This is a genomic window from Streptomyces sp. RLA123 (assembly GCF_056270165.1).
Genome location: NZ_JBWDOR010000003.1, coordinates 152,253 through 175,205, shown reverse-complemented (window position 1 = coordinate 175,205; position 22,953 = coordinate 152,253). Strand labels below are relative to the sequence as shown.

The 22,953-nt window shown below is 70.3% G+C and carries 20 protein-coding genes and 2 pseudogenes; 13 read left to right on the top strand and 9 right to left on the bottom strand.

Going from position 1 to position 22,953, the window contains the following annotated elements; genetic code table 11:
• The first annotated feature begins 136 nt into the window (after nucleotides 1–136).
• From RV983_RS01045 to RV983_RS01035, 3 genes are read left to right on the top strand one after another with little or no spacing between them, the layout of a single operon-like run.
• Nucleotides 137–1,501 carry a ferredoxin reductase family protein gene (locus tag RV983_RS01045; RefSeq protein ID WP_475983846.1) on the top strand — a complete coding sequence of 455 codons (1,365 nt, stop codon included), beginning with the start codon at nucleotides 137–139 and terminating at the stop codon, nucleotides 1,499–1,501.
• Nucleotides 1,502–1,512: 11 nt separating this feature from the next.
• Nucleotides 1,513–1,959, top strand: coding sequence for an FMN-binding protein (locus tag RV983_RS01040; protein ID WP_475983845.1), 447 nt, complete (start codon nucleotides 1,513–1,515; stop codon nucleotides 1,957–1,959).
• On the top strand, nucleotides 1,952–2,719 hold the full coding sequence (locus tag RV983_RS01035; protein WP_475983844.1) for an FAD:protein FMN transferase: 768 nt from the start codon (nucleotides 1,952–1,954) through the stop codon (nucleotides 2,717–2,719). The genes RV983_RS01040 and RV983_RS01035 overlap by 8 nt, the downstream gene beginning before the upstream one ends.
• Before the next feature lie 62 nt (nucleotides 2,720–2,781).
• Here RV983_RS01035 and RV983_RS01030 read toward each other — a convergent pair whose 3' ends face one another.
• On the bottom strand, nucleotides 2,782–3,198 hold the full coding sequence (locus RV983_RS01030) for a cation transporting ATPase C-terminal domain-containing protein (protein WP_475983843.1): 417 nt from the start codon (nucleotides 3,196–3,198) through the stop codon (nucleotides 2,782–2,784).
• Between the two features lie 184 nt (nucleotides 3,199–3,382).
• On the opposite strand from RV983_RS01030, the gene RV983_RS01025 reads away from it, so the two are divergent.
• Both RV983_RS01025 and RV983_RS01020 read left to right on the top strand, forming a co-directional pair.
• The gene (locus tag RV983_RS01025) at nucleotides 3,383–4,045 is read left to right on the top strand and encodes a helix-turn-helix domain-containing protein (RefSeq protein WP_475983842.1); all 663 of its coding nucleotides are present in this window, start codon (nucleotides 3,383–3,385) and stop codon (nucleotides 4,043–4,045) included.
• 73 nt (nucleotides 4,046–4,118) lie between these two features.
• On the top strand, nucleotides 4,119–5,039 hold the full coding sequence (locus RV983_RS01020; RefSeq protein ID WP_475983841.1) for a universal stress protein: 921 nt from the start codon (nucleotides 4,119–4,121) through the stop codon (nucleotides 5,037–5,039).
• 44 nt (nucleotides 5,040–5,083) lie between these two features.
• Here RV983_RS01020 and RV983_RS01015 read toward each other — a convergent pair whose 3' ends face one another.
• Nucleotides 5,084–5,647 (bottom strand): Rv1733c family protein, encoded by a 564-nt coding sequence (locus RV983_RS01015; RefSeq protein ID WP_475990184.1) that lies wholly within the window; start codon nucleotides 5,645–5,647, stop codon nucleotides 5,084–5,086.
• Between the two features lie 202 nt (nucleotides 5,648–5,849).
• Here RV983_RS01015 and RV983_RS01010 point away from each other — a divergent pair, with 202 nt between their 5' ends.
• A complete protein-coding gene (locus RV983_RS01010) occupies nucleotides 5,850–6,551 on the top strand; it encodes a response regulator (protein WP_475983840.1) in 702 nt (233 codons plus the stop codon).
• Between the two features lie 101 nt (nucleotides 6,552–6,652).
• Complete coding sequence (locus RV983_RS01005) at nucleotides 6,653–7,633, top strand: Acg family FMN-binding oxidoreductase (protein WP_475983839.1); 981 nt, start codon at nucleotides 6,653–6,655, stop codon at nucleotides 7,631–7,633.
• Here the strand turns inward: RV983_RS01005 and RV983_RS01000 are convergent, their stop codons facing one another.
• Nucleotides 7,634–9,343, bottom strand: a complete 1,710-nt coding sequence (locus RV983_RS01000; RefSeq protein WP_475990183.1) for a sensor histidine kinase — start codon at nucleotides 9,341–9,343, stop codon at nucleotides 7,634–7,636.
• A gap of 220 nt (nucleotides 9,344–9,563) precedes the next feature.
• Nucleotides 9,564–10,049: pseudogene (locus RV983_RS00995) on the bottom strand (STAS domain-containing protein); the annotation flags it as partial.
• Nucleotides 10,050–10,191: 142 nt separating this feature from the next.
• Here RV983_RS00995 and RV983_RS00990 point away from each other — a divergent pair.
• Together RV983_RS00990 and RV983_RS00985 are read left to right on the top strand one after the other, a co-directional pair.
• Nucleotides 10,192–10,812, top strand: coding sequence for a hypothetical protein (locus RV983_RS00990; protein WP_475983838.1), 621 nt, complete (start codon nucleotides 10,192–10,194; stop codon nucleotides 10,810–10,812).
• A gap of 244 nt (nucleotides 10,813–11,056) precedes the next feature.
• Nucleotides 11,057–11,956 carry a universal stress protein gene (locus RV983_RS00985; protein WP_475983837.1) on the top strand — a complete coding sequence of 300 codons (900 nt, stop codon included), beginning with the start codon at nucleotides 11,057–11,059 and terminating at the stop codon, nucleotides 11,954–11,956.
• Here RV983_RS00985 and RV983_RS00980 read toward each other — a convergent pair.
• From RV983_RS00980 to RV983_RS00970, 3 genes are all read right to left on the bottom strand, one after another.
• Nucleotides 11,898–12,182, bottom strand: a complete 285-nt coding sequence (locus RV983_RS00980) for a carboxylesterase family protein (RefSeq protein WP_475983836.1) — start codon at nucleotides 12,180–12,182, stop codon at nucleotides 11,898–11,900. The genes RV983_RS00985 and RV983_RS00980 overlap by 59 nt on opposite strands.
• A gap of 45 nt (nucleotides 12,183–12,227) precedes the next feature.
• Entirely contained in the window at nucleotides 12,228–12,662 is a 435-nt protein-coding gene (locus RV983_RS00975) for a VOC family protein (protein WP_475983835.1), read from the bottom strand.
• Between the two features lie 373 nt (nucleotides 12,663–13,035).
• Entirely contained in the window at nucleotides 13,036–13,638 is a 603-nt protein-coding gene (locus tag RV983_RS00970) for a DUF308 domain-containing protein (RefSeq protein WP_475983834.1), read from the bottom strand.
• A 209-nt stretch (nucleotides 13,639–13,847) separates the two neighbouring features.
• Here RV983_RS00970 and RV983_RS00965 point away from each other — a divergent pair, with 209 nt between their 5' ends.
• Both RV983_RS00965 and RV983_RS00960 read left to right on the top strand, forming a co-directional pair.
• Nucleotides 13,848–15,032: a sensor histidine kinase gene (locus RV983_RS00965; RefSeq protein ID WP_475983833.1), complete on the top strand. Its 1,185-nt coding sequence runs from the start codon at nucleotides 13,848–13,850 to the stop codon at nucleotides 15,030–15,032.
• On the top strand, nucleotides 15,029–15,688 hold the full coding sequence (locus RV983_RS00960; protein ID WP_475983832.1) for a response regulator transcription factor: 660 nt from the start codon (nucleotides 15,029–15,031) through the stop codon (nucleotides 15,686–15,688). Before RV983_RS00965 ends, RV983_RS00960 begins: the two co-directional genes overlap by 4 nt.
• A gap of 7 nt (nucleotides 15,689–15,695) precedes the next feature.
• On the opposite strand, the pseudogene RV983_RS00955 reads toward RV983_RS00960, so the two are convergent.
• Nucleotides 15,696–16,155: pseudogene (locus RV983_RS00955) on the bottom strand (IS481 family transposase); the annotation flags it as partial.
• Nucleotides 16,156–16,601: 446 nt separating this feature from the next.
• Between RV983_RS00955 and RV983_RS00950 the strand changes: the two are divergent.
• The gene (locus RV983_RS00950) at nucleotides 16,602–19,574 is read left to right on the top strand and encodes an ATP-binding protein (RefSeq protein WP_475983831.1); all 2,973 of its coding nucleotides are present in this window, start codon (nucleotides 16,602–16,604) and stop codon (nucleotides 19,572–19,574) included.
• Nucleotides 19,575–20,035: 461 nt separating this feature from the next.
• Nucleotides 20,036–20,719 carry a hemerythrin domain-containing protein gene (locus RV983_RS00945; RefSeq protein WP_475983830.1) on the top strand — a complete coding sequence of 228 codons (684 nt, stop codon included), beginning with the start codon at nucleotides 20,036–20,038 and terminating at the stop codon, nucleotides 20,717–20,719.
• Nucleotides 20,720–21,377: 658 nt separating this feature from the next.
• Here RV983_RS00945 and pdxR read toward each other — a convergent pair.
• The gene (gene pdxR, locus RV983_RS00940; RefSeq protein WP_475983829.1) at nucleotides 21,378–22,946 is read right to left on the bottom strand and encodes a MocR-like pyridoxine biosynthesis transcription factor PdxR; all 1,569 of its coding nucleotides are present in this window, start codon (nucleotides 22,944–22,946) and stop codon (nucleotides 21,378–21,380) included.
• Nucleotides 22,947–22,953: the final 7 nt, after the last annotated feature.

The following is a 22,953-nucleotide window of genomic DNA, read 5'->3' as shown; positions in this document are numbered from 1 at the left end:
GAGTGGCCCCCTGTCGGCAGTGGACGCCTCTGAGTTTCCTCTGAGCCCCTGCTGTGGTGCCCGGTTCAGAAGGTACGCAGAGGTTCGGTTGTGATGCTGGGCGCGCCCGACACCCGATCGAGCCTCTGGGAACTCCATGGCCACGACATCCACGAGTGCCACCTACGAGGGCCGCCACCTGCAGCACCGGCGGCCGCACCGCAGTATCGTCCCGGTGCTCGCGCCGCTTGCGATCTGGGCGGGCGCCGCGGGGGTGCTGGCCCTCTGGTGGAGCGACACCACCTCCGTCGTCGGCCCGGCGGGCTGGCTGACCGGAGCCGGCCGCATCAGCGGTCTCCTCGCCGGATACGCGTGCGCGGTCCTGCTCGCCCTGATGGCCAGGATCCCCCTTCTGGACCACAGCGTGGGGACCGACCGGCTCGCCCGCTGGCACGCCTGGGGCGGACGCTGCACGGTGTCACTGGCCCTCGCCCACACCCTGCTGATCATCTGGGGCTACTCCCTGGCCTCGCACACCTCCCTCGTGGGGCAGACCACGACCCTGGTCCTGGACTATCCGGACCTGCTCAAGGGCACCGCCGGCTTTCTGCTGTTCCTCGCCACAGGCGTCCTCTCCGCCCGTGCGGCCCGCCGGAAGATGGGCTACGAGACCTGGCACTACCTGCATTTCGCCACCTACCTGGCGGTCTTCCTCGCCTTCGGCCACCAGCTCTCCAACGGCGCGGACTTCGTCGGCAACCGGGCCGCCCAGGCCGCCTGGTACGCCCTCTACCTCGGCGTCGCCGCCCTGGTCGCCTGGTACCGCTTCGCCGTCCCCCTCCGGCGCGGGCTGCGCCACGGGCTCAAGGTCGTCGCCGTCCATCCTGAGGCGCCGGGCGTCGTGTCCGTCCACCTCAGGGGTGAGCACCTGGACGAGCTGGGCGGTGCACCGGGGCAGTTCCTGCGCTGGCGCTTCCTCACCCGGGGGCTGTGGTGGACCGCCAACCCGTACTCTCTGTCCGCCCCCGCCCAGCCTCAGCACCTGCGCATCACCGTGAAGGCCGCCGGCGACCACAGCCGGGCGCTGGCCCGGCTGACTCCCGGCACCCGCGTTTGGGCGGAAGGCCCCTATGGCGGCTTCACCGCGAACCGGCGCACCGCGGCCAAGGTGCTGCTATTGGCAGGCGGTGTCGGTATCACACCCTTGCGGGCCCTGTTCGAGACCCTGCCCGGCCAGGTGACACTCATCTATCGGGCACGGCGCCCGGAAGACCTCGCGCTGCGCGGCGAACTCGACGCGATAGCGGAGCGCCGTCATGCGAGCGTCCACTACGTCGTCGACACCCCGGAACGGTTCTCCTCGCCCCTGACGGCACACGGGCTGACCGGCCTCGTTCCCGACCTGGCCGACCACGACGTCTACCTCTGCGGCCCCCCACCCATGACGCAGGCCGCTGTCCGGGCCCTGCGGGAGGCAGGCGTTCCCGCCCGCCGCATCCACCACGAGTCGTTCGCGTTCTGAGGAGAACCGCCATGCGCCGAGCCGTCCTCGCCACCACCGGGACCAGTGCCTTGATCGTCGTGCTGCTCTCCCTCAAACCCCACCATCTCGCCCCTCTGGCAGACGGCCCGGCCACTCCCGCGCCGACCTCTTCGTCGCCGCCGGCCGGGCAAAAGGCGCCCTTGGGCGGGACCGGCGCCACCAGTGGCACTTTCACGGGTGCCCCCATCGACACGCGATACGGGACAGTGCAGGTCGCCGCCACCCTCAGCGGCGGGAAGATCACCGCCGTCCGCGTCCTTCAGGCGCCTGACGAGAACGGCAGGGACCAGCAGATCGCCTCTTACTCCCTGCCGCGCCTGGCCCAGGAAGCCCTGGGCGCCCAAAGTGCCCACATCGACGCCGTGTCCGGCGCCAGCTACACCAGCCAGGGATACATCCAGTCCCTGCAGAGCGCTCTGGACCAGGCCCGTGCATGACACCGCGCAAGGTCTGCGGCACGTCGAACCCGTCATGGGCACCGTCTTCTCCTTCGACGTCCGCGACAGGCCCACGACCGCGATCCACCGTGCCCTTGCCGAGGCCGTCCGCCACCTGCACACCGTGGACGCCGTCTTCTCCACCTATCGGCGCGACAGCGCCGTCAGCAGGCTCGGCCGCGGGGAGATCCGCCCGGCCGACTGCCCGCCCGAGGTTCACGAAGTGCTCTCGCTGTGCGACCAGGCGACCAGGGACACCGACGGCTGGTTCAGCGCCGTCGCCGACGGCACCCTCGACCCCTCCGGCATCGTCAAGGGCTGGGCCACCGAGAACGTGTCCCGGCTGCTCTACGACGCCGGCGCACGCCACACGTGCGTCAACGGCGGCGGCGACATCCAGCTCCGCGGCCAGGCCGCCCCCGGCACGCCGTGGCGCATCGGCATCGCCCACCCGATGCGCCCCGCGGAGCTGGCCACGGTCATCACCGCGAACGGCGACCTGGCCGTCGCCACCTCGGGCACCGCGGAACGCGGGGCGCACATCGTCAATCCCCACGACGGCGCTCCCGCCGCAGCACTCGCTTCGGTCACCGTCATCGGACCCTGGCTGACGATGACCGATGCCTATGCGACCGCCGCCTTCGCACAGGGCGAAAACTCCCGCGCCTGGCTGGAATCACTGGCCGGATACGAGGCACTCGCCGTCCTGCCCGACAGCCGTACCTGGCGCACCTCAGGTTTCCACACGTTTGCCCGGTGACCTGCTCCCCACCTCGTCACAGCCCGCGAGTGACGCCGATCAGGGGCCGGCCCCAGGTCCGTTCAGCGGGCCGGGAACAGCCGCGTCCGGAGGCGCATCGCCAGGTATCCGAGGGCGGACAGGCCACAGGCGACGGCGAGGTCCCCTGCGGACAGGGGCTCGGTACCCAGCAACGCACGCAGTGGGGACAGGTAGACACCGGCGATCTGCAGCGCGAGCGCTGTGGTGACGGCCACCAGTAGGAAGGGGTCGGCCATTGAGCCGTGGCGTGCGCGGGAGGCCAGGGCGATGCCCAGTGGGGTGGCGCCGAGGACGAGGTTTCGGCCGTCGGGCGCGAGAGGGCGCTGGGTCCGTTCACGAGCCCGACTGGCCCATGCCGCGAGGCCGGGGAGGTCACGGCACTGGCGGCGGGCGGACCGAAGGCGCTCCCCGTTGCGAACGGGCCCGGACAGCCCAGTAAACGGGCCCGGTAGGCCCATGCGTCGCACCAGTGCTGCTCGCGATCCTGGCGAAGGGACACCGCTCCCACCAACGAAGGGAAGGCCAGGTGAGGCCCGCCCCGCCGCATGGGAGCGCTCGAGGTCGTGCTCGTTGGCCCGCGGCATTCCCCCCGGCTGTCACGAGCTGAGGGCCACCGGGCACCGAGGAAGGACGTGATCTGTCATGGCGGAGCCCCCCACACAACCGGCGGCCAGCGGTGACATCGGGCGGCGGATCGCACTGCGTCGCCAGGAACTTGGCCTTTCACGGGAGGAGACGGCGGCGCGGGCAAGGATGGCTCCCGACCACCTCCAGTACGTGGAACTCGAACCCACTGCTGCTCCGCAAGGCGCGGAGCTGCAACATCTTGCCGACGCGCTGGAGACCAGCGTTTCCGCGCTGAGCGGCAGCGCCGATCCCCATCTCGGTCGCGGGCAGGCAACCGCAGGCGCCGAGCTGGTCGATCTGAGCCGCAAGGAGTGCTGGGAGTTGCTGTCCACACACGGGGTGGGCAGGGTAGGACTGCTCATGCCCGAGGGACTGACGATTCTGCCGGTCAACTACACGGTCGTCGACGGCACCATCGCGTTCCGCACCTACCCGAGGTCCACCCCCGCGGCGGTGTCTGGAACAAGGTGCGCGTTCGAGGTCGACCACGTGGACGACATGCTGAGCCGGGGGTGGAGCGTGCTGATCCGCGGTGTCGCCCGAACCGTCACCGACCCGGCCGGAGTGCGGCATCTGGCAGAACATGCCCGCACCGGTCCGTGGGCCGGGGGCGGCCGCAAATTGTGGGTCAAGATCACCCCGGGCACCGTGTCGGGACGGCGCATCGTCGACGGCTGAGGCCACCGAGACGGCCGCGAGCCCCGCGGTTCGGCGCGGGAGCAGTCCGGAACGCCACTGACGGGAGGCCAGGATGACCGGACCCAGCGCTGAATACCAGGAGGGTCACCAGTCGCCCGCGGAGGTCGCGGTCGGTGTCGACGGCTCGGATTCGGCAACCAGGGCTCTGGACCGGGCCGCGGACGAAGCGAGCCTACGGTCTGCGGTTCTCCGCGTCGTCCACGGGTTGCCATGGGTCGATCCGGCCACTGTCGGCTTCGGGCTGCAGGCCGACCGCGACCGTCCGCCGGTCGAGGCGGCTCGCAGTCTCCTGGATCTGGCTGCCCTGCGCGTGACCGACCGCCGCCCCGACGTGCCGATCGCGCTGGAGTTGTCCGCCGAACCGGCGGCGACGGCCTTGGCCCGTCTGAGCCGCACCGCGTCGCTGACGGTCGTCGGTACGCGCGGTCTCGGTGGATTCGCCGGGCTGCTCCTCGGTTCGGTCGGACTTCGGGTGGCAGCCAACACGGCTGGCCCCCTGCTGGTGGTCCGCGGTGAGGACGCCGCCGCGCGCCGCGGCCTGCGGCACGACAACGTGCTGCTCGGACTCAAGGACGACGGTGATGCCGGGGCCGTCCGTTTCGCCTTCGAGGAGGCCGCGCGGCGTGGTGCACGACTGCGGGTGCTGCACACCTGGGCCCGTCCGCTGGCGCGGATGGGGCAGTGGCCGGTCTCACCGCGGCAGGACGCGGCGGCCCAGGCCCGGCAGCACGAGGCACTCGCCCGTTTCGCGACGGCAAAGCAAGCCGAACATTTCCCCGATGTCGCGGTACGAGTGCACACGGTCTCTGGACCGGCAGCGGCCGCTCTGGTCGAAGCGAGCCGGTCAGCGGACGTGGTGGTCCTCGGCGTCCGACGACGGCAAGGCGACCCGCTGGGAATGCGCATGGGCCCGGTGACGCACGCGATGCTTCATCATGCCCATTGCCCCGTCGTCCTCATTCCGATCGGCTGAACGACCCTGTAGCGGCCCTGTAGGCATCGCCGATGCAGGGGTGTTCACGCCTGGCGGTGTGCCCAGGAAGGTTCGACCTCGGCCCATTCCCGGTCCCAGGCATCGGCGCGATGCCGGTCGATTCGCTGCCGCACGGCCCAACGGCCCGCCACAACCAGCGCACTCGTTCCGATGGCGGCGTACACCCCCGACACCACCGCCTGGGTCCGTGCCTCTCCGGAAGCGGGTGGGGCCACCTGCTGGATCCGGCTCTCCCGGTCGACCCAGACACGGGTGATCGAACCGGCTGGGCTGCCAGAGTCCACCTGAGCGCTTCCGGTGTGCACCGAACCATCGGGAGCGGACCACCGCACGGGCGCATCGACCTTGCCGCGGGAACCTGTGTAGGCGTTCATCACCGTGTGGGCGGCGTCCTTTCGCACCACGGCGGTGACCTGACGCATTCCTTGACCCTGACGGAGGGCAGAGTGCTCCACGCGGACTGCGGTGACCGCGCCCACCGCCGGCGCTCCGACGGCTATCAGAAAGGCTGCCGCAACAGCTGTCCACGCTGCAAGAACGTCCGATCGGCGCCGAAGCGGATGACGTCGCCGGCGCCAGAGCACCATCGTTGCGTTCATGGCCACGCCCCCTTGTCCTGTAGTGCGACGATCGCACGGGGTCGGACGACGCTGCAGGGGCCGAAGAGGCCGGCCGAAGGGGCCGTGCGGGCCGATTCCTTCACTTCCCGGGTCCGTTCGGCCCTGGTGTGCGCACGGCTCGTGGGCGACGATCGGCAGGTGGGAACGCCACACAGGGCAGGGGGCCGGGATGACAGGTGCAGTGGAATTCACACCACAGACGCCGATCAGGGTGTTCCTGGTCGACGATCACGAAGTGGTGCGACGCGGTCTGTACGACCTGCTCGACGCGGAGCCGGACATCGAAGTGGTCGGAGAGGCGGGGTCGGTGGACCACGCATTGGCCCGCGGGCCGGCCCTGCGTCCCCATGTAGCGGTCCTCGACGTGCGCCTCCCGGACGGGGACGGTATCGCGGTCTGCCGCGAACTTCGTTCCCGCATGCCGGACCTGGCCTGTCTGATGCTGACCTCGTTCGACGACGACGACGCGCTGCTGGACGCCATCATGGCCGGTGCGGCCGGCTATGTCCTCAAGCAGATCAAGGGGGCCGACCTGATCTCCGCCGTCCGTACGGTGGCCGCCGGCCAGTCGATGCTCGACCCGGCCACCACCGCTCGTTTGATGAGCAGTCTGCGCCACCAAGAAGACCCGGACACGAGCCAGCAGGACGTGACGCCGGCCGCACTGTCCCCGCGGGAGCGGGAGATTCTCGAACTCATCGGAGAGGGACTGACGAACCGGCAGATCGGCAGCCGACTGTTCCTGTCGGAGAAGACGGTGAAGAACCACATTTCCCGGCTGCTCGGGAAGCTCGGTGTCGAACGCCGTATCCAGGCTGCCGTCCTCGCCACTCAGTACCAGGGCACGGGCGGCAACGCGGCTCGTCCTTGAGATCGGGCCACGTGGCCCCTTGCTCCGGGCCGGTCGGCCTCTCCCGCCCGGCACGGCCCGGCCGGAACCTGAATACAGGTTCCGGCTGGAGGGAGAGTGCCATGACGACTTCGGTCCTCGACGCAGCGGTCCTGGAGAAACTGATCTCCGCTGCGGTTGCCGCACCGTCGTTCCACAACAGCCAGCCGTGGCGTTTCCGTCTCGAGCCGGAGACCGCCACGCTCCTGGTGCGGGCCGCAGGTGAACGGGGGCTCGGGGAGGCCGACCCGTTCGGCCGCGCCCTGCACGTGTCCGTCGGCGCCGCAGTGTTCAATCTGCGGGTCGCGAGCGCCCACTTCGGCTGGGAGCCGGTCGTTCGGTTGCTGCCGGCGCCGGCACAGCCGGACCTTCTGGCCTCCGTACGCCTGGCCGGGCCACCCCGAGCCGGTACGGAACACCACAGGGACCTGTATCAAGCTCTGTGGCGCCGCCACAGCAGTCGCTCCCCGTTCTCGCCCCACCGGCCTCCAGAGCCCGTCCTTGCCGAGCTCATCGATGCCGCACATGCCGAAGGTGCGACACTGCACCTGCCGGAGGCGGACGAGACGAAGAGGCTGCTTGAGCTGACCGCGGAAGCGGAACGACGGGACGCCTCCGACACCGGACGCCGGACCGAAAGCCGCCACTGGATTCGCGATGGCGCGCAGGACGGACTGCCGACCGCAGCCCTCGGCCCGCTTGACGCCGCAGGCCGGCTTCCTGTGCGGGACTTCTCCGGGCTTCGTCCGGAGAACCAGGTGCCCGCCGCCGTCTTCGAGCAGCAGCCGCTCATCGCCGTTCTGTCCACCGCTGCCGACCGGCGCGCTGACTGGCTACGGGCCGGTCAGGCGCTGGAACACGTGTTGCTGGTCGCCACGACGCACCAGCTGCGCGCGTCGCTGATGCACCAGGCGTTGGAGTGGCCTGACCTGCGCTGGGCCCTGCGCAGTACCGACAGCGGGCCGGTTCACGTCCAGATGCTCATCAGGTTCGGCTACGGTCCTGAGGGACCGGCGAGCCCCCGCAGGCCGGCAGCGGAGGTCCTGGAGGTGCCGCAGGGGTAACTACCTGCCGAGCGGTACCCGCCACTGCAGGAGCGCGCCGCCGGCGGCACTGGTGCCGGTGATGAACGACCCGCCCAGTGCCTGGGCCCGCTGGGCCAGGTTGTCCAGGCCGCTGCGGCGGCCGCCCTCGGGGATGCCCACGCCGTCGTCGGCCACGGTCAAGGTCAGAGTGCCCGAGCCCACCACCAGCGCCACGTCCGCGGAGCGGGCGTCGGCATGCCGGGCCACGTTCGACAGCGCCTCGCCCAGCACGGCGACGACCTGCTCGGCCACCGGAGCGGGTACGTCGGTGTCGATCAGGCCCTCCATGCGCAGGGCCGGGGTGAACCCGAGCGCCGCCACGGCATCCTCCACCGCCCTGGCGACCCGTACCCGCAGGCCTTTGCGGCCGGGACCGGCATCGTGTGTGCGGAGGCCGAAGATCGTGGACCGGATGATCTTGATGGTCTCGTCCAGGTCGTCCACCGCGCGCAGCAGCCGCTCGTTGGCCTGCGGGTGGTCGACGAAGCGGACCGCGCTCTGGAGCGTCATGCCCGTCGCGAACAGCCGCTGGATGGCGAGGTCGTGCAGGTCGCGGGCGATACGGTCGCGGTCTTCCAACTGTGCCAGTTGCTCGGCGGAGCGGCGCCGCTCGGCCAGTTCCATGGCGAGCGCGGCGGAACCCGCGAAGTCCGTCAGCGGAGCCGTCTCGATCTCGGTGAAGTGCGGCTCGCCCTGCGCCCGGGCCAGCAGTAGCGCCCCACGTACACCGTGCGGGGTACTCATGGGAACGGCCACCGCGGGCCCCAGCCCGTCGAACCGGGGCGGCCCCACTGTGACACGGGGGTCCCGCCCCACATCACAGCTGGTGATCAGTTCGCCTGCCGCCATCGCGGCCCCTACGAACGACCCCTTACGCGGCAGAGTGAGACCTCGGTGCGTGGCGGCGTCGATGCCGGTGGCGATGGCCATCCGGACGTTGCCGGTCCCCTCGACCGGCAGGGCCACCGCGCCCAGGTCCGCGCCCAGGATGTGCCGGCCGTGCTCGACGATCAGCTCCAGTACCCGGGATTCCTCGGCGCCGGACAGCAGGCTGGCGGTGATCTCGGCGTTCGCCTCCAGCCAGCGCTGCCGGGACCGGGCCTCCTGGTACAGCCGGGCGTTGTCGATGGCGACACCGGCCGCGACCGCCAGGGTCGACAGCACGGCCTCGTCCTCGCCGTCGAACTCCTTGCCCCCGCGTTTCTCGGTCAGGTAGAGGTTGCCGAACACCTCCTCGCGGACCCGGATGGGGACGCCGAGGAAGGAGTGCATCGGCGGGTGGTTCGCCGGGAAGCCGTACGAGGCCGGGTGCTGGGAAAGTTCCTCCAGCCGCAGCGGCTCGGGATGGCGGATGAGTTCGCCCAGGATGCCGTGGCCGGACGGCAGCGGGCCGATCGACTCGACCTGATCGCCGGGGATCCCCACTGTGAGGAACTGCGACAGCGTCGCGTCATCACCGATCACGCCGAGCGCGCCGTACTCCGCGTCCACGAGCACGACCGCGGCCTCCACGATCCGGCGCAGCGCCTGCGACAGATCGAGCTCGCGCCCGACCGACAGCACCGCTTCCAGCAGGCTGTGCACGCGGTCCCGCGTCCCGCGCACGGCATCGATCCGGATCTGCAACTCGTCCAGCAGTCCGTCCAGCCGCAGCCGCGGCAGGCGCTCCTGACCCTCGTCGGGCTCCATCCCCATGGATTCCTCCATCAGGCACGGGAGGGGGTCTCTCCGGTTCTCAACATAGCGCCATGGGGAAGGCATCGAACGCTCTTCCGGCCAGGTAGTGGCAGGTGACGACAGTCGCCGAGGATGCTCGCGGGGCGAGAAGGGGTCCCGTTGCAGCGGGTGGCCGACCGGCTTCCCGCCCGTCGAACGGTTCGGCCCCAGGACCGCGAACGCGGCCGCGCTTTCAGCCGCTGTCCTGCCGCTCGTGCACCCAGGCGGCGTACGCCGACAGGGCGGTCGGCAGCGTCGGGAAGACGCGGTCCCGCCCCACCGCCTCGGCCAGACCGTAGGCGTCCAGGTCGTCCATCAGATCCTGCTTCACCCGGGCGAGCGCGAAGACGATGCCACGGCCGGTCAGTTCCAGACGCAGCGCGTCCACCGCGTCCAGTGCGGTGATGTCGACCTCGACGTTGGCCTCGGCGTTGAGCACGAACCAGCGAACTCGCCCGTCCTGGGCGTCGACCGCGTCGAGGGCCCTGCGACGGAAGTCCTCGGCGTTGGCGAAGAACAACGGCGAGTCGTAGCGGTAGACCAGCAGGCCGGGAATCGTGCGGGCTCGCGGATAGTCGTCCACGTCGTGCATCCCCGCGAGTCCGGGGACCACGCCCTCGATCGCGTCGTGCGGACGGGCCACCCGGGACAGCATCTCGGCGACCGACAGCGCGACGGCCGAGCCCTCGCAGCAGGGCTGTTCGGCCCTCACGGAATGGGCCTTCGGCCCACGGCAGTGCGCTGCGTCCAGCGGGACGGTGAACACGCAACAAAGACGCTGCCACCCACCGTTCGCGCTCCGTCCCGAAGGGATCAGCATCATGGCCGTCCAAGGACACCCCCACCGGCACACCGGGCTCCGCCTTCCGTCGCTGCGCAGGACCGGGGCCGCGCAGGCATCCGGCGAGGAAGCGACCACGGGCGCCACGATCCGCGCGTACGTCTTCGCCGGCCTGCGTTTCCTGACCGGTTTCGTCTTCCTGTGGGCCTTCCTCGAGAAGACCTTCGGCTTCGGCTATGCCACCGCCTCCGGTAAGGGCTGGATCGATGGCGGATCGCCCACCAAGGGATTCCTGAGCGGTGTGGCCGCGGGACCGCTGCGGTCCACGTTCCACAGTTGGGCCGGCGCCGGCTGGGTGGACTGGCTGTTCATGCTCGGCCTGCTCGGCGTCGGTGTCGCCGTTGTCAGCGGCGTGGCACTGCGGCTCGCCGCCATCGCCGGCACGGCCCTGATGGCGATGATGTGGATCGCCGAATGGCCTCCCGCGAAGCACCTGGCCGACGGCTCGCCGAGCATGTCGAGCAACCCGTTCGCCGACTATCACGTCATCTACGCCGCCGTGCTGATCGCGCTGGCCGCCGTCTCCGCCGGCGCCACCTGGGGCATGGGCCGGGTCTGGGCCCGCCTGCCGCTGGTCCGCGATCACGCCTGGCTTCGCTGAGCCCGTTCGTACGACACGCGTCAAGCAGCCCGGGCCCGGGGACCCCGCGTCCCCGGGCCGCCGCGTTGAGTGAGCCGTCGGCGTGTACGGCAACGAGTCGCAGCCGCTGGTGTCTTCCAGCCCGCCGCATGGGCCGGTCGGTCCTCCGAGGGGACCTGCGGCCCATGCGGCCGCAGGGGACGTCGAGCACGCTGGAGACAGCAGCCACGCCCGCTGTGCCACTCTCCGCGAGGAGGTTGTCGTCATGGTGCGTCCTGTCATCGCCGGCCTGGACGGTTCGGCCGAGAGCTTGTCGGCCGCCGACTGGGCGGCCCGGGATGCCTCCTTGCGGGGGCTGCCCTTGCGGCTGCTGCACGTCTGGGAGTGGCAACCCTATGCTCAGGCGCCCCTGGGAGGGCCTGTGGCCATGCGTGCGTGGGCCGAGAGTGTGCCGAGGGAGGCGGCCGACACCCTGCGCGGCCGCTACCCGCAACGGGAGATCAGTTCCGAGGACGTCGCCGGACGGCCGGCTGCTGTCCTGTCGTCCGCCGCCGAGGAGGCGGAGGTGCTGGCGCTCGGTTCACGCGGCCTCGGCGCCATCACCGGCTTCTTCGTCGGCTCCGTGGCCCTCGCGGTCATCGCCTCAGCGCACCGCCCGGTTGTCCTGGTCAGGGCCGGGAGGACCGCCGAGGACGAACACCTTCCCGACGCCGGCGGGCCGGCCTCGGCCACTACGCCGTACCGGGATGTCGTCCTCGGTCTCGACTTGGACCATCCGCACGACGACCTGCTCGGCTTCGCGTTCGACGCGGCCGCCCGCCGGGCCGCGCGCCTGCGGGTGATCTACGGTTGGACGCTGCACCCGTACGTGCAAGGCACCGGCACGGTGCTGCCCGACCTGATCGGAGAGATCGCCTCGGAGTTCGACGGGGCGCTCACTGACGCCCTGCGGACATGGCGGCTGAAGCATCCCGAGGTGGAGGTCGAGGCCTACCAGGCCGTCGGCCGAGCTGCTGACCACCTGGTGGACGCCTCTGCCGACGCCTGCATGGTCGTGGTCGGCCGCCATATCCGTCGCTCCTCGGTCGGCAGCCACATCGGTCCGGTCACCCAGGCCGTGTTGCATCACAGCGCTGCCCCTGTGGCGGTGGTCCCGCACGCATGACCGTCGGCCACCGCGTTGCGATAACGACTCTCCCGTCCCCGCTGAGGCCCGGCACCGGTCGCGGAGCCGCGAAGCGCAACGCGCCGACCGGGGGCTCGGCGAACGAAATCCCACGGAAAACGGCCGCGCCTGTCTTCCGGTTGCCGCGAGCGTCCCTGGCGCCGCGTGAAAGTCGGGCCGGGACCCGGACGGCCCTGACCCGGCAACGGCCATGACGCCTTCCCATCAGGCAGGCGAAGGGGGTCGTGGCCGCTCCGGGCCCGAAGAATGTTCAGTCGATACAGAACTCGTTGCCCTCGATGTCCAGCATCGGGATGCACGACTCGTTCTCCTCGTCGGCGTACAGCGTTTGCACGTGGGTCGCGCCGAGCGCGACCAGTCGTGCGCACTCGGCTTCGAGCGTGGCGAGGCGCTCGTCCCCCACGAGTCCGGTGCCGACCCGGACGTCGAGATGCACACGATTCTTAATGATCTTGCCTTCAGGGATGCGCTGGAAGTACAGGCGCGGGCCCACGCCTGAGGGATCACTGCAGGCGAACCATGATCCTTGCTTCTCGGGAGGCAGGGTGCGGTTGAAATCGTCCCAGGTGGTGAACCCCTCCGGTGGCGCCGGTATGACGTACCCCAACACGTCGCACCAGAAGCGAGCGAGGCGCTCAGGTTCTGCGCAGTCAAATGTGACTTGGAACTTCTTGGTCGCTGACATCGGCGGACCGTACCGCGTACCAGGGAGACCCCGCCGCTCATTTTCCCGCGCGGATCCGCCCGTCACGGTTGCGTCCTTGGAAGTGGGCACAGGCCGGCTCACGGTGGGCCGGCGGGATACCCAGCGTCTCCTGGGCGTCCTCGATGCTGATGGGGCGGATACTCCTGGACGAGTTCGGGGTGGACGACGCAGGTGCGGGGAGCGAGGTTGTCGGCGTCGTCCGGGATGAACACGCTGCGAGCGGGGTTGCTGGACCTGACGTCCTTCCGCAGGCTTTGCTGTCGCCGGCGAAGGGTTGCTCGTGGGTCGTCGGTCGGACTTCTGGTGAGGACGCCACGCCTCCGGGAGAGACGGTGGCTGCTACGGGCGGTGGTCAGCGCTTTTCGCGTCGGTTGCGGATGCTGAGGGTGACCGCGGAGACCAGGAACCAGAAGGCACCGAAGGCCGAGTATCCGGCGACGGTGGACAGGCTGCTCGTCGCCGAGGCGGACGTGGCCGCGATGGTGGCGCCGGCGAGTACGGACTGTCCGCCACTGATGACCATGGGCCACTGGGCGCCGACGGTGCGCCGGCGCCGGATCGCTACGGCGAGCTGGATGGCTCCGGAAAGCAGGGCCCAGACGCCGAACACGAGCAGGGCCGTCCCGATGGTGGAGAACACGGCGATGATCATTCCGGCGCTGGTGGCCAGGCCGAGACCTATGTTGGCGGTACGGACGCGGTTCGTGGAGCCGGTGCCGCCCAGGCGACGCTCGAGGAGTGTGGCGAAGGCGTCCCACAGGGGGTAGACGATGAGCAGTACGGCCGCGATCACTGTGGGCATGTCCGTCGACACGAGCGAGGCGGAGGTCGTGAAGAGGACTACCACCCAGATCAGGGAGAAGACGACTCGGATCAGGTAGAGCGATCGGAGCCTGGAGGGCGTCGTCGTGGCCGTGGTCGAAGTGGCCGAGGTTACGGTGGTCTGCTGAGTCATCGGGTGTCCCGTGGTGATCGTGACGGTGTGAGACGGGCGCCTCGATGACGAGTGTCAGGGGCCTCGGGAGGCGCCGTGTACTTCGGACGAAGTAGTTCGGCCCTCCGCTTCGACGGCATGCGTTCCGCCGTCCTGGTCGACCGACGCAGGTTCGCGGTCTACATCATTCGAAGTACACGGCCGCCGCACACGTGAACGAGAATCGGCTCATGGTCAAGGCGCAGAACAGTCAGGACGGGCTCGCGGTGCCGCTGTGGGTCCGCCGCCCCGAGGTGCTGCACCGGGTCGCCTACACGCTGGCCGCGCTGGTGTTCACCAGCCAGATCGTGGCGGTGATCCTGAGGGGTTCGGACTGGCCGACGGCCTTCTCCGTGCTCCTCGCCGGCGGTGGCGTCACCCTGTCGTGGCGGAAGCCGTGGGCGGGACTGGTCGTGACGAGCGCGGCGTCCTTCGCCGTGACAGCGGTGGGCCACGATCCCCTGTCGGTGTGGATGATGGCGGTGCTCGTACTGTTCTCGGTCACCCTCAGGGGAAAGCAGCCGTTGGCCGGAACCGGCATCGTGGCGGCCTTCTTCCTGGGGGCGTTCATGACGTTCGGAGGATTCCGTGGCGGCGCGGTCGTGGGAGCCGCCGCTCTCTTCTCGGCTGTGGCAGGAGGGGCGACAGGGGCCGCGCTCCGCATCCATCGAGATCACTGGTGGACCCTGGAGGAACGGGCCGAAAGCGCCATCGCCACCCGCGAGATCGAAGCCACCCGACGAGTGACCGAGGAACGACTTCGCATCGCCCGGGACCTCCACGACGTCATCGGCCACCAGGTCGCGATGCTGAGCCTGCACCTCGGTGCAGCGGAGATCGGGCTGCCCGAAGATGCCGAGTCCTCCCGTCAGGCCCTTGTCTCCGCCAGGGCCAGCGCCCGCACCGTCGTCGTCGAAACGCAACGCATCCTCGCGCTCCTCCGCCTCGGGGACGACGTCGCCGACGGCGAGGCGCTGCGGCCGACCCCGGCGCTCAGCGGCCTGGAAGGACTCATCGCCTCTTTCGAGAGCATCGGCCTCGACATCCGGCCCTCCATCGACATACCCGTGGGCTTCGTGGAGCCCAGCGTCGGCGTGACGGTCTACCGCGTCGTTCAAGAAGCACTCACGAATGCCTACCGGCATGGAGAAGGGACGGCAACCGTGGATGTGCGTGAGCGCGACGGGAGGATCTGCGTCACCGTGGAGAACCGTGTCGGTCGCTCACCCCGCGGCTCCGACTCGGGCAGCGGACTCGGACTCGTGGGGATGCGTGAACGTGTCGAGTCCTCCAGCGGGCGGCTGACGATCGACAGTCACGACGGGCGATTCCGGGTCCGCGCGGAGTTCAGCCTCCTGGGAGCCGTCGTCCGATGACGCGGATTGTGATCGTCGACGACCAGGACGACATCAGGGCCGGGATCCGGGCGATGCTTCGGCTCGACCCGGGTCTCGTTGTCGTGGGTGATCTCTCCGATGGACTCCAGGTCGTCCCCTTCCTCCGGGAGTATCCCGTCGACCTGGTCCTGATGGACATCCGGATGCCCGGCATCGATGGTGTCGAAGCCACCCGCCGGATTCGTGCAGAGCATCCACCCGAGAAGACGCGGGTGATCGTGCTGACCACTTTCGACCAGGACGACATCGTTCTCGCCGCCCTGCGCGCGGGCGCCAACGGTTTCCTGAGCAAGACAGTGAGCCCCGCCGAACTCATCGCAGGAATCACCGAGGTTGTCGGCGGTGGCGGTGCGCTGTCGTCCGCCGCGACGGCCGCGCTCATCGGTCACATGACCGACAGCCCGCCCCCGGTGATCGACCGGGAGCTGCTGCAACGCTTCGGCGCTCTGACACCCAGGGAGCGGGACGTGGTCGTTCTCATTGCGAGCGGTCTCGGCAACGACGAGATCGCGGCCCAGATGTCCGTGTCGCCGTTCACCGTGAAGACGCATGCGGTACGGGCCATGACGAAGGTCGGCGCACGCGATCGGGCGCAGCTCGTCTCGTTCGCCTTCCGGGCCGGCCTCTGCCTCTGAGCCGGGCACGTCGTCCGCGCACTCGGCCGCAAGCCGTCGCTGGCAGGAGGAGGGCAGTGCGGGCGGCAGGGTGCGGTGCTCGTCCAGGACCTGCATGACGGTGCCGTCGAGCCGGAGGGCGACCCGCTGTCCGGCGAACGACCGGCTGATGTTGACCTTGTCACCGTCCAGGCCGATGTGACCGACCGGGTTGCGGTAGACCTTCACCACTGCGCCGGTGACCGGGCCCGGCTTCTGCGTCCACGAGCCGGCGGGCCAGGCATCGCCGCAGACCAGCAGTGTCCGTATGCCCGGCCGGACAGTTTGGCGGGCAGCGTCTTCTGCCGGGCGCCGTCGATCAGGGCATGCAGCCGGTTCACGTCGATCCGCGGCGTCACCGCGGTGCCGGCCAGGGCGGGGCCGAACCAGATCTGCCGGCCGCGGACGCCCCGGTTGCCCGACCGGAGCACGACCCGCTCGGCAGGCAGGAGACAGCCCGGTTCGCGGCCGGCGTATGGCCCCCAGGTCATGCTCGATCCCAGTCCGGGCAGGCCTCCAGAGCAGGAGACGGGGGCTGCCTTACGGAAGAACAGGTCGAATCACTCATGCTCGGCCACGTGTCGATGCGTACGCTCGGCATCACGGTGATCACCGGGCTTCATGACGTGCGTGCATTCAGTGCCGGTGTCCGGCCGACCGCGTGCGAACGGCGGGTACACCGCGGGAACTAGCGGCGCAGCCCCTGTGGCCGGTACGTGGATTTCGGGGGGAGCCGGCGATGTGGTGACCCGTACCCGGCGCCTTGCATGGCGACGGGCTTGCTCACCGGTGAATCCGGAAACGGGCGGGCGAACGAGCGGTCGGAGAAACGAACATCAAGCAGTGGACAGCACGTGGCATCGCATAAAGAGGCACGAAACGCCGGCAGTGGGCGTTGAGAGGACAGTGGGCGCCTCACCGGCGGCGCGAGCCGCGGTCCGGTCCGGGATCCCGTCCTCGGCGGGCGGCCACCGGATTCCGGACCCGCTGCGGTTCCCCCGCGGCGGCGGAACAACTGCACCACCCGGGTGGACCGACGCTGTGCACCCTGCGTGACCTAAGTAATGGGGAGACGTTCGTGAGCCGCGATCACCGTTCGCATGACTGCGAACCGGAGAATTTGGTCGGGCGTCGGCAGGACCTCGAACTGATCGACGGCCTCCTCGACCGTCCGGCGGACGCCCCGGGGGCGCTGCTGCTGTCGGGCGAGCCCGGGGTGGGTAAGACCGCCGTGCTGAACGCGGTCGCCCAGCGCGCTTCTGCGGCCGGTGTCCGCATCCTGCGGGTGGTGGGCGCGGAATTCGAGGCCGATATGACGTATTCCGGTCTCAACCAGTTGCTTCTTCCCCTCCATGAGGAGATCGAGGCGCTCGACGACCTCTACCGTGAGGCGCTGCGGGTGGCCCTGGGTTTCGGTACAGGCTCGCCACCGCGGGGCCTTGTCGTCGCCAATGCCACACTGGCGTTGCTGCGTCGTGCGGCCGCGCAACAGCCGTTGTTGCTGATCGTGGACGACCTTCCATGGATTGACCGGGCCAGTTCGGTGATCCTCGGCTTTGTCACCCGCCGCCTCACCGGCACTCCCATCACCTTGCTGGCGGCGGCCCGCGGGGGGCCTGGGAGCCTTCTCGACGGTGCGGGCCTGCCCGAGCACGAGGTCCTGCCGCTGGACCAGCGATCAGCACGCCGACTCGTCGGCTTCCGTCATCCGGAACTGGCCGGGAACGTGGTGGACAGGATCGTCACCGCCGCCCAAGGCAACCCGCTCGCGCTACTGGAACTGCCCACCACCTTGACCGGACCCCAGCGTGCCGCACTGGAACGCCTACCGGAAATCCTGCCCCTGGGCCGCCGCCTGAAAGCCCTCTTCCTCGCGCGGGCAGCCGGCCTGCCTCCCGCCTCTCGCCGTCTGCTCCTGATCGCCGCGCTGGACGGGACCGGCGACCTGGCCCTCCTTCAACGCGCCGGACAGCTTCCTTCCGTCGAGGCCACGCTGGTGGACCTGGGCCCCGCCGAGCACGACGACCTGATCCGGATCGATGAGGGCGACCACCACCTCAGCTTCCGCCACCCTTTGATCCGCTCGGCGATCGTCGGAGCCTCCACCACCGCGGAGCGCCGCGCGGCACACCGCACTATCGCCGACGTACTGCACGACCACCAGCTCGAACGCCGGGCGTGGCATCTGGGCGAAGCGTCCGTGGAACCCGACGAGAATGTCGCGGCCCTCCTCGAACGCAGCGCTCACCAGGTCGTCACACGCGGTGACGCGTACGCCGCCATCCGGGCCCTCACGCGAGCCGGACACCTGAGCCCCGCAGCACCCGACCGCGCCCGCCGGCTCGCCCAGGCGGCCTTCATCAGCGCCGACGCGACCGGCGAACTGGTCAACGCCTCCCACCTCCTCGAAGGCGCCCGGCAAGCCGGGACCGATGACCACGCCTCCCTCTACTCAGCGGCCACCGCGGTCCACATGATGCTCAACGGCACAGGGGACATCGACATGGCCCACCATGTGATGGTCAACGCCATCGAGAAGACGCTCCACCGGCGCGATGCCTACGACCCCGCGCTCGATGAAGCCCTCTACGTGCTGATGCTGCTCTGCCACTTCAGCGCTCGGCAGGAACTGTGGCAGGCGTTCCACAGGATCGTGGGACGCGTGCCCGACGTGTCTGCGGAGATGACGGTGTCCGCGGCGGCACTCGGCGATCCCGCACGGGTGGGCGCCGCCGAACTACGCGGCCTGGACGAACTGTTCGCCGGGCTGGCCCAGGAGAGCGATCCGACGAGGATCGTCCGCATCGGTACCGCGGGCGTCTACGTGGACCGGCTGTCCGGTGCACGCGACGCTGCGCGCCGTATCTACCGCCAGGAACAGGACGCAGGTCTGCCCGTCAAGAAGCTCGGCGTCCTTCCGCTCCTGTGCCAGGACGCGTTCAACACCGGCCGGTGGGACGAGACGATCCGCCTGGCCGACGAAGGTCTCCTGCTCAGGGAGCAGGTCGACTACCCGTCCTACACCTGGTACTTCCGGTACGAGAAGGCGCTTGTCGCGGCGGTACGCGGTGACGTCGGTTCGGCCGCGGAGACAGCAGACGCGATGACGTCCTGGGCCATTCCCCGCGGCGCGGGCCACATGATGACCGCTGCCGCGCACCTCAGGGTGCTGACGGCACTCGCGGAAGGGGACTTCGACAGCGCCTTCCGGCACGCGGAGGCCATCAGCCCCGCCGGCACGCTGGCGCGTTACGTCCCCCATGCGATCTGGGTGGTGATGGACCTGGTGGAAGCGGCCGTGCGCACCCACCGTCAGGCAGCGGCGACCGCTCATGTGCGGGCCGTTCTGGAAGCCGGGACCGCGAGCATCTCGCCACGCCTCGCGCTGCTCGTCGGCGGGGCCACGGCCCTGGCGGCCACGGCAGACGACGAGGCGACCGCGCTGTTCGAGCGGACTCTGTCGCTTCCCGGCATCGACGACTGGCCCTTTGAACGGGCGCGTGTGACCCTCGCCTACGGCGAACGGTTGCGGAAAGCGAAGATGACCAGCGCCGCCAGAACGGCACTGCTGACGGCGCTGCACATCTTCGAGGAGCTCGGCGCGCGCCCGTGGGCCGACCGGGCCGGACGCGAACTCAGGGCAGCGGGGTGGGCAGTCCGGCGTGAGTCTGGCTCCGTCGGGCTCACGCCACAGGAATCGGAGGTCGCCCACCTCGCCGCTTCCGGACTCACCAACAAACAGATCGCCGAGAAGCTCCACCTGTCCCACCGCACCGTGAGCGGCCACCTCTACCAGGTATTCCCCAAACTCGGAATCACCACCCGCGCGGCCCTACGCGACGCCCTGGCCGACCTGGACCGGCAATGACCTCGTCGCGGCGGTTCCGTCCGGCCTGAACCCGGCAGCTGCGCCCTGGCCCCCCGCCCCAGGGACCTCGCCGTCATGACGACCGCCTCGAAGGCGCCGGCCCCTACGCCGACCGCGAGAACGACAAAGTCCTGGAGGCGGGTCCTCGACGCGCCGGTCAGCCGAGACCGCTCCGTTATCCCTACCTGGGCCGCCTGGTCAGGTCATCTGGCCGATGCAGGGGGATGCGTCCTCTTGGCATGCTCCTCTGGCGGCTGCGGCCTGCTTTCCGTTTCCGGCGGAGCAGGCGTCTTGTTCCGCACTGCTTGACCTGCCGGACAACGCCGCTCGGCGAGCCGTCCTTGACGGCGGCCGTCTCGCAGCCCACCGGGCGGTCCGGTCGTACACGAGGTCGTGCCCGATCATCGAAGACCGGCCGCATCCCGTGACGGGATCCGCGGCCGCGATACAAGGAAGAGAAAATGGCTCCACTCGTCAATGAACCCATGGCCGACACGCGCGACATGTACATGGCCCACGCGGGGCTGCGCCGGGAATTCCTGCTGCTTCCCGGCCTCATCCGGTCCGTCGCGCCGGGCGACACCCGGCGCGCGGAGGTTGTCGGCGCCCACGCCGCATTGGTGTGCGCCGTCCTGCACCAACACCACGAGGGCGAGGACCTGCTGTTGTGGCCCAAGCTCATGGAGCGCGGGCGAGCGGAGGCGGCGGCCATCGTGCCGGCCATGGAGCAGCAGCACCAGGCCATCGAGGACGGGCACACGGAGGTCACCGGACTGCTCGACCGGTGGCGCTCGACCGGGCAGGGCGGCGAGGGGCTCGCTGACGCGTTCGAGAGGCTGACGAGGGCTCTCGTGGAGCACATGGCGCTGGAAGAGGAGGAGATCCTGCCGTTGGTCGAGAAGCATCTCACCGCGAAGGAGTGGCACCAGCTCGCCGAGCACGGCAAGGCGGTCACCCCGAAGAAGGACATGGCGCTCGTCTTCGGAATGGCGATGTACGAGGGCGACCCCGAGGTCGTCAAGGCCGTCCTCGCGGCGGCCCCACTGCCCGTTCGGCTGCTCGCCCCGGCCATGGCACGCCGCCAGTACGCGGCCCACGCCAAGCGGGTCCACGGCACTGCCACACCGCCCCGCATCGGCGCCTGAGCGGCCCGCCGGCCTCGCAGGACGGCGGTGCGTCAGCCCTTGCCGGGACCGGGTAGATGCGCGGCTCTTCTCGGGGGGCTCGGCCGGAAGCGCGCTGCCTCGTGAGCCCTGGTTGAGGTAGCGGACCAGGAGGTTCGCGCTGCCGGTGTCGCCCAACTCCCGGATCTCTCCGAGGAGGTGGGTGACTGGGACGGCCGGTTTCCGGGCCCGGCGTCGGCGCAGGTGCCCCCGGTAGGGGCGACGAGGGTGGGCCGGCAGGCGGGGGCGATGCGCAGGGCCTGCGCTTGGGGGAGACACCTTGATGGATGGTCTTCATCGTGAACACGCGATCCAGGGGTTCCACGAGTGTTGTGGTGGCGACGGCGACAACACTGGCGGGTGCGCCGCCCTGGACGGCGGGACGGCCTGCTCTTCCAGGGCGCCGGTGACCGGAACAGCGAGCTGATCCGATGACGATGCTGCGGCGGCCGAGTGCAGCGGAACAGTGCTCAGTTCCTGTGGATCGGCCTGAGGGGAGGGGGCGTGGCAGCTGCTTGCCGATCGGGCCCGTACCCAGGCCGACGGGTACGGGGCCGACACGTCGACGCCAAGACCGGTCACGCAGGCCCGCCGCGTTTCGGGGCCGGCTGACCGTCCTGATCCTTGAGTTGCACAGGCGTCAGGGAACAAGCCCGCGCAGGGCGGCACCGATGGTGGCGATGCCCTGCTCGATGTCGTGAGCGGATCCCGCCGCGTAGCCGAGTACCAGGCCGGGCGGCCCGGGGCCGATGCGGTGCCAGGAGAGCGGATGTACCTTCACACCCCGGTCGAGGGCCGCCGCCGCGAGCGCGCCGTCGCACAGGTCGGGGTCGCGGGCGGCGTCGGGCGGGTCGCTGAAGGTGACCATGAGGTGCAGTCCGGCGGCTGTCCCGTGCACGTGGGCACCGGGGAAGTGCTCCTTGATGGCCTTCAGCATCACGTCCCGGCGCCGGCGGTGGCGCCCTCGGACATGGCGCAGATGCCGTTCCAGCTCGCCGGAGTCCATCAGCCGGGCGAGGACCAGCTGAGTGAGGACGCCGTTGCCCAGGTCGGCGTACCGCTTGGCCGTCACGACGGCGTCCAGCCGGTCCGGCGGTACGAGGAGCCATCCGATGCGGAGTGCGGGCGCGAGCAGTTTGGAGACGCTGCCCGCGTAGCAGACCCCCTCGGGCATCAACGAGCGCAGCGCCGGCACCGGCGGCCGGTCGTAGCGGTGCTCGGCGTCGTAGTCGTCCTCGATCACCACCCCGCCCTCGGCGGCCCAGCCCAGCAGCTCTCGGCGGCGTTCCCCGTCGAGGACGACACCGGTCGGGAACTGGTGGGCCGGGGTCAGCAGTACCGCCCGGGCGCCACTGGCACGCAGCGCACCGACGTCGAGGCCACCCGCGTCCACACGGATGGGCACGATCGAGTGGCCTCCGTACTCCAACTGCTGGCGTGCCCCGAGGGATCCGGGGTCCTCGACGGCGATACGGCGGATGCCGTCCGCGAGCAGAAGCCGCGCGAGCAGGCTCAGAGCCTGCGCCACACCCGCGACCACCACGACCTCCTCGGGGTCGGCGCGGATGCCACGGTTGCGCGCCAGCCAGCCCACGACCGCTCGGCGCAGGGCGGGCGCGCCCCTGGGATCGCCGTAGCCGAAGTCGGCCGGGGCGGCGTCCGCGAGGATGGCACGCTCGGCGCGCAGCCACCCGGAGCGCGGGAAGGCGGCGAGGTCGGGGACACCCGGTGACAGGTCGATGCGGCAGGGCATGGCCCGCAGCATGTCGACGACGCCTTCGCGGTCGCCCGAGTCGAAGAGCGCGGCCCCGGATCCGGCTCCGGTCCCGGGCTTGTCGGGTGCGCGTCCGGGGGGAGCGGCGGGAGCCGCGACGACCACCGTCCCGAGTCGGCCGCGACCGGCGATCTGCCCCGACTCGGCGAGCCGCCGGTAGGCCTCGGTGACCACGCCCCTGGTGACGTGCAGCTCCTCCGCCAGGACCCGGCTGGCGGGCAGCCTCGCTCCGACTCGCAGCCGGCCGTCGGCGATGGCGGACCGCAGCCGGTCCGTGAGCCAGGCGGTGCGCCCGCCTGCGGGTACCTGGCCGATCTCCAGCTGCAGGAAGTCCGAGCCCGGTGAAATACCGCGGTCCGGCACCTTGTCCGCTGGATCCGCCGTCTGTTTGGACCCCTCCACCAACGCCTCTGTGGACCTGTCCATGACGTCCATTGTGCGG